The following is a 4,359-nucleotide window of genomic DNA, read 5'->3' as shown; positions in this document are numbered from 1 at the left end:
CCTGCCGCTGCCGCGCCCCTACGACCGCGGCGCCTCGGCGCCCGGACTCGACACGCTGCCGCCGGCCGAGGCCGACGGTTACCGCCCGCCCGAGCGCCTGGCCGTGCTGCTGCCGCTGAGCGGCCCGCTCGCCGCCGCCGGTACCCCGGTGCGCGACGGCGTGCTGGCCGGTTACTACGCCGAACAGCGCCGCCGCCCCGAGCTGCGCTTCTATGACACCGGCGCCGCCGGCGGCGTGGCCGAGGCCCTGGCCAAGGCCAGCGCCGACGGCGCGCAGATGATCCTCGGCCCGCTCAGCCGCGACGAGGTGAACGCGCTGTTCGGTTCGCCGCAGCTGGTGCTGCCGGCGGTCGCGCTCAACCGCGGCACCGTGCCCCCGCCTCCGGGCAGCGCCAGCTTCGCGCTGGCGCCCGAGGACGAAGGCGTCGCCGCCGCCGACCGCCTGCTCGAGCGCGGCCTGCGCCGCGTGCTGGTGGTCACCCAGGCCGACGAAAACGCCCGCCGCGCCCTGGCCAGCTTCCGCGAGCGCCTGAAGGAGCGCGGCGGCGTGGTGGTCGGCGAAGTCACCGTGGACGAGAACAATCCCGACTACGTGCCGGCGCTGCAGCAGGCCATGGCCGGCCAGCGCCCCGAAGCGCTGTTCCTGGCGCTCAAGGCGGCGCAGGCGCGCCTGCTGTCGAGCCAGGTCGAACCCGCGGGCCTGGTCGGCGTGCCGCGTTTCGCCACCTCGCTGATCCTCTCGGGCGCGAACCTGCGCATGGACGTCGAGCTCGACGGCATCGAGTACCCCGAGCTGCCCTGGCTGATCGGCCTGCGTGGCGGCCTGCCCGACCCCGACGCCATCGGCGGCATCCTGCCCAGCGCGCAGGGCGGCGGCGCCCGCCTGTTCGCGTTCGGCGTGGACGCCTGGCGCCTGGCCGGCTACCTCGACCAGCTGGTGTCCGACCCGGGCGCCCAGGTGCGCGGCGCCACCGGCGAACTGCAGCTCGACCCCGTGGGCCAGGTGCTGCGCAAGCCGGCCTGGGCCGTCTTCAGCGGCGGCCGCCCGCGCCCGGCGCCGGACGGCGCGCTGCTGCCCGATGCCGGCACGCCCTGAGAAGCGTGCCACCGGCGACGCGGCCGAAGCGGCCGCGCGCCGCCTGCTCGAAGGCGAGGGCCTGCGGCTCATCGAGCGCAACGTCAATTACCGCTTCGGCGAACTCGACCTGGTGATGCGCGACGGCGACACGATCGCCTTCGTGGAAGTGCGCTACCGCGCCGACGACCGCTACGGCGGCGGCCTGGCCTCGGTGGACCGCCGCAAATGCCGCCGCATCGCCCTCGCCGCCCGCGCCTGGCTGCAGCGCCACCCCGAACTGGCCGACGCGCCCTGCCGCTTCGACATCGTCGCCGCTTCCCCCGCCGGCCTCGAATGGCACCGCGGCGCATTCACCCTCGACGACCTGTAGCTTTTCATTGGCCGCTCCCCCGATCGCCTAGACTGAAGCCATGGCCGAACTTCCCAACGACGTGGTGAAAGCGCTGCAAGCCCTGTTGCCGGCGGATGGGTTGCTGCTGGACGCGGCCGAGCGCCTGGCCTACGGGTATGACAATTCGCGGCGGCAGGGGCTGCCGCTGGCGGTGGCGCTGCCGACGGAGGCGGCGCAGGTGCAGGCCATCGTGGCGCTGTGCCGCGCGCACCGGCTGCCCATCGTCGCGCGCGGGCGCGGCACCAACACCACCGGCGCCAGCGTGCCGGGCGAAGATGCGCTGGTGGTGTCGTTCGAGCGAATGAACCGCGTGCTCGACATCCGCCCCGGCGACCGCGTGGCCGTGGTCGAACCCGGCCTGCTCAACGGCGAACTGCAGGCCGCCCTGGCGCCGCACGGTTTGTTCTGGCCGCCCGACCCCACCAGCGCCGGCTTCTGCAGCATCGGCGGCAACCTGGCCTGCAATGCCGGCGGCCCGCGCGCGGTGAAATACGGCGCCACCCGCGACAACGTGCTGGCGCTCAAGGCCGTCACCGGCACCGGCGAGCTGGTGGAGTTCGGCGCCGCCACCACCAAGGGCGCCAGTGGTTACGACTTCTCCCGCCTGCTGATCGGCTCGGAAGGCACGCTGGCGCTGATCGTCGAGGCCACCCTGCGCCTGACGCCCACGCCCACGCACCGGCGCGCGCTGCGCGCGATCTACGCCGACGTCGGCAGCGCCGCGGCCGCCGTGGCGCGCCTGATGGCGCAGCCGGTGACGCCATCGATGCTCGAATTCATGGACGGCGACTGCGTGCGCCTGGCGCGCGAGGTCGGCGGCGCCGACCTGCCGGCCGACGCAGGCGCCTTGCTGATGATCGAAGCCGACGGCGAGGCCGCGGTGCTCGACGCCGCCGAAGCCGCGCTGCGCCGCGCCGCCGAAGGCCCGGGCTGCCTGTCGGTGGACGCCGCAGCCAGCGACGCCGAGCGCGAAAAGCTCTGGGCCGCGCGCAAGGCGCTCTCGCCATCGCTGCGCACGCTGGCGCCGGGCAAGATCAACGAGGACGTGGTGGTGCCGGTATCGCGCATCCCCGAACTGGTGGCCGCGGTGCGCGCTGCGGCCGCGGCGCAGTCGCTGGCCATCGTCTGCTTCGGCCACGCGGGCAACGGCAACCTGCACGTCAACATCCTCTACGACCCGGCCGATGCGGCGCAGTGCCAGCGCGCCGACGCGGCGCTGGAAACAGTGTTCGACGCGGTCATCGCGCTCGGCGGCCTGGTCTCGGGCGAACACGGCATCGGCCTGGTGAAGCGCGAGCTGCTGGCGCGTTCGCTGACCCCGCCCACGCTGGCGCTGATGCGCGCCATCAAGGCGCAGTTCGATCCCGACGGCCTGCTCAACCCGGGCAAGGTGCTGCCGCCCGCATGAACCGCCGCGCGCACAGCGAACTCGACACGCTGCTCACCGACATCCGCGCCTGCCGCCTGTGCGAGGCCAAGCTGCCGCTGGGCCCGCGCCCGGTGCTGCGCGCCAGCGCCACGGCGCGCCTGCTGGTGGTGGGCCAGGCGCCGGGCACGCTGGTGCACGGCAGCGGCATCCCCTGGGACGACGCCAGCGGCGTGCGCCTGCGCGGCTGGCTGGGCCTGGACAAGGCGGCGTTCTACGACGAGTCGCGCATCGCCATCGTGCCCATGGGTTTCTGCTACCCGGGCCGCGGCGCTTCCGGCGACCTGCCGCCGCGCCCCGAATGCGCGCAAACCTGGCACCCGCGCCTGCTGCCGCTGATGCCCGACATCGGGCTGGTGCTGGCGATCGGCCAGTATGCGCAGGCCTATTTCCTGAAAGAGACCCGCAAGAAAACCCTCACCGACACCGTGCAGTCCTGGCGCGACTACGCCCCGCGCGTCTTCCCCCTGCCCCACCCCAGCCCGCGCAACGTGGGCTGGTTCCTGCACAACCCCTGGTTCGATTCGGAAGTCGTTCCCGCGTTGCGGGCGCGCGTCCGGGCGGTGCTGGAGTAGAGGATCCGGGCCGCGGCTAAAGAACCAATGCCACGGCCTGCAGCACGGCCAAGGCGTACACGCCGGCCAAGGCGTCGTCGAGCATGGCGCCGAAGCCGCCGTGCAGTTGCCGGTCGGCCCAGCTAACGGGCCAGGGCTTGGCGATGTCGAAGAGGCGGAACAGCACGAAGGCCGCCAGCATCCAGGGCCAGCCGGCCGGCGCCGCCAGCAGCGCGAGCCACATGCCGATGAATTCGTCCCAGACCACCAGCGACGGGTCTTCGATCTTCGTTTCGCGGATCACCCAGTGCGCGGCCCAGCAGCCCAGCGCGAAACCCGCGGCCAGCACCGCCAGGTAGGCCGGCAGCGGCAGGTCCCTCATCAGGAACCACCAGGGCAGCAAAGCGGCCGCGCTGCCCACGGTGCCCGGTGCCCACGGCGAGAAGCCGCTGCCGAAGCCGGCGGCCAGCCAGCCCAGCGGGTGTTTCATCAGGCGGCGGCGGATGCCGACCGGCGCGACCGTCATGCGTGGCCTCCGTCGAAATGCTGGTATCCCGCGGCGGCCGGCGTCCAGGCGCCGCCGTCGGGCGTGCCGAAACGCAGGCCGGGTTCGGCTTCCACCTGCCCCACCACGGTGGCCGGCAGGTCGAGCGCGGCCAGCGCCTGTTCGATCTCGAAGGCACGTGCCGCGGGCGCGGTGAAACACAGCTCGTAGTCGTCGCCGCCGGAGAGCTGCAGCTCCCAGCGCCGCGGTTCGGCGAAGTGGTCGGCCAGCGTGCGCGAGGTGGGCAGCCGGCCCAGTTCCAGCCGCGCGCCGACGCCGCTGGCGGCCAGCACGTGGCCCAGGTCGGCGGCCAGGCCGTCGCTCAGGTCGATGCCGGCGCTGGCCAGGCCGCGCAGCGCCAGGCCC

At 73.9% G+C, this 4,359-nt stretch carries 6 protein-coding genes; 4 read left to right on the top strand and 2 right to left on the bottom strand.

The features are described from left to right. The 4 genes from N790_RS03970 to N790_RS03955 all read left to right on the top strand — a co-directional run. Positions 1 to 1,096, top strand: a 1,096-nt coding sequence (locus tag N790_RS03970; protein ID WP_043801052.1) for a penicillin-binding protein activator, incomplete at its 5' end; no start/stop codon positions are given. Further along, positions 1,080 to 1,448, top strand: a complete 369-nt coding sequence (locus tag N790_RS03965) for a YraN family protein (RefSeq protein ID WP_043801051.1) — start codon at positions 1,080 to 1,082, stop codon at positions 1,446 to 1,448. The genes N790_RS03970 and N790_RS03965, both read left to right, overlap by 17 nt. Before the next feature lie 40 nt (positions 1,449 to 1,488). Next, entirely contained in the window at positions 1,489 to 2,877 is a 1,389-nt protein-coding gene (locus tag N790_RS03960) for an FAD-binding oxidoreductase (RefSeq protein ID WP_043801049.1), read from the top strand. Next, positions 2,874 to 3,470: a uracil-DNA glycosylase family protein gene (locus tag N790_RS03955; protein ID WP_043801048.1), complete on the top strand. Its 597-nt coding sequence runs from the start codon at positions 2,874 to 2,876 to the stop codon at positions 3,468 to 3,470. The genes N790_RS03960 and N790_RS03955 overlap by 4 nt, the downstream gene beginning before the upstream one ends. A gap of 16 nt (positions 3,471 to 3,486) precedes the next feature. Here N790_RS03955 and N790_RS03950 read toward each other — a convergent pair whose 3' ends face one another. Beyond that, positions 3,487 to 3,975: a phosphatidylglycerophosphatase A family protein gene (locus N790_RS03950; protein ID WP_043801046.1), complete on the bottom strand. Its 489-nt coding sequence runs from the start codon at positions 3,973 to 3,975 to the stop codon at positions 3,487 to 3,489. Beyond that, on the bottom strand, positions 3,972 to 4,359 hold a 388-nt coding region (locus N790_RS03945), incomplete at its 5' end, for a thiamine-phosphate kinase (RefSeq protein WP_043801044.1). The genes N790_RS03950 and N790_RS03945, both read right to left, overlap by 4 nt.

It is taken from the genome of Arenimonas malthae CC-JY-1, from assembly GCF_000747075.1.
Lineage (GTDB): Bacteria > Pseudomonadota > Gammaproteobacteria > Xanthomonadales > Xanthomonadaceae > Arenimonas > Arenimonas malthae.
This window is presented reverse-complemented; position numbering and strand designations above follow the sequence as displayed.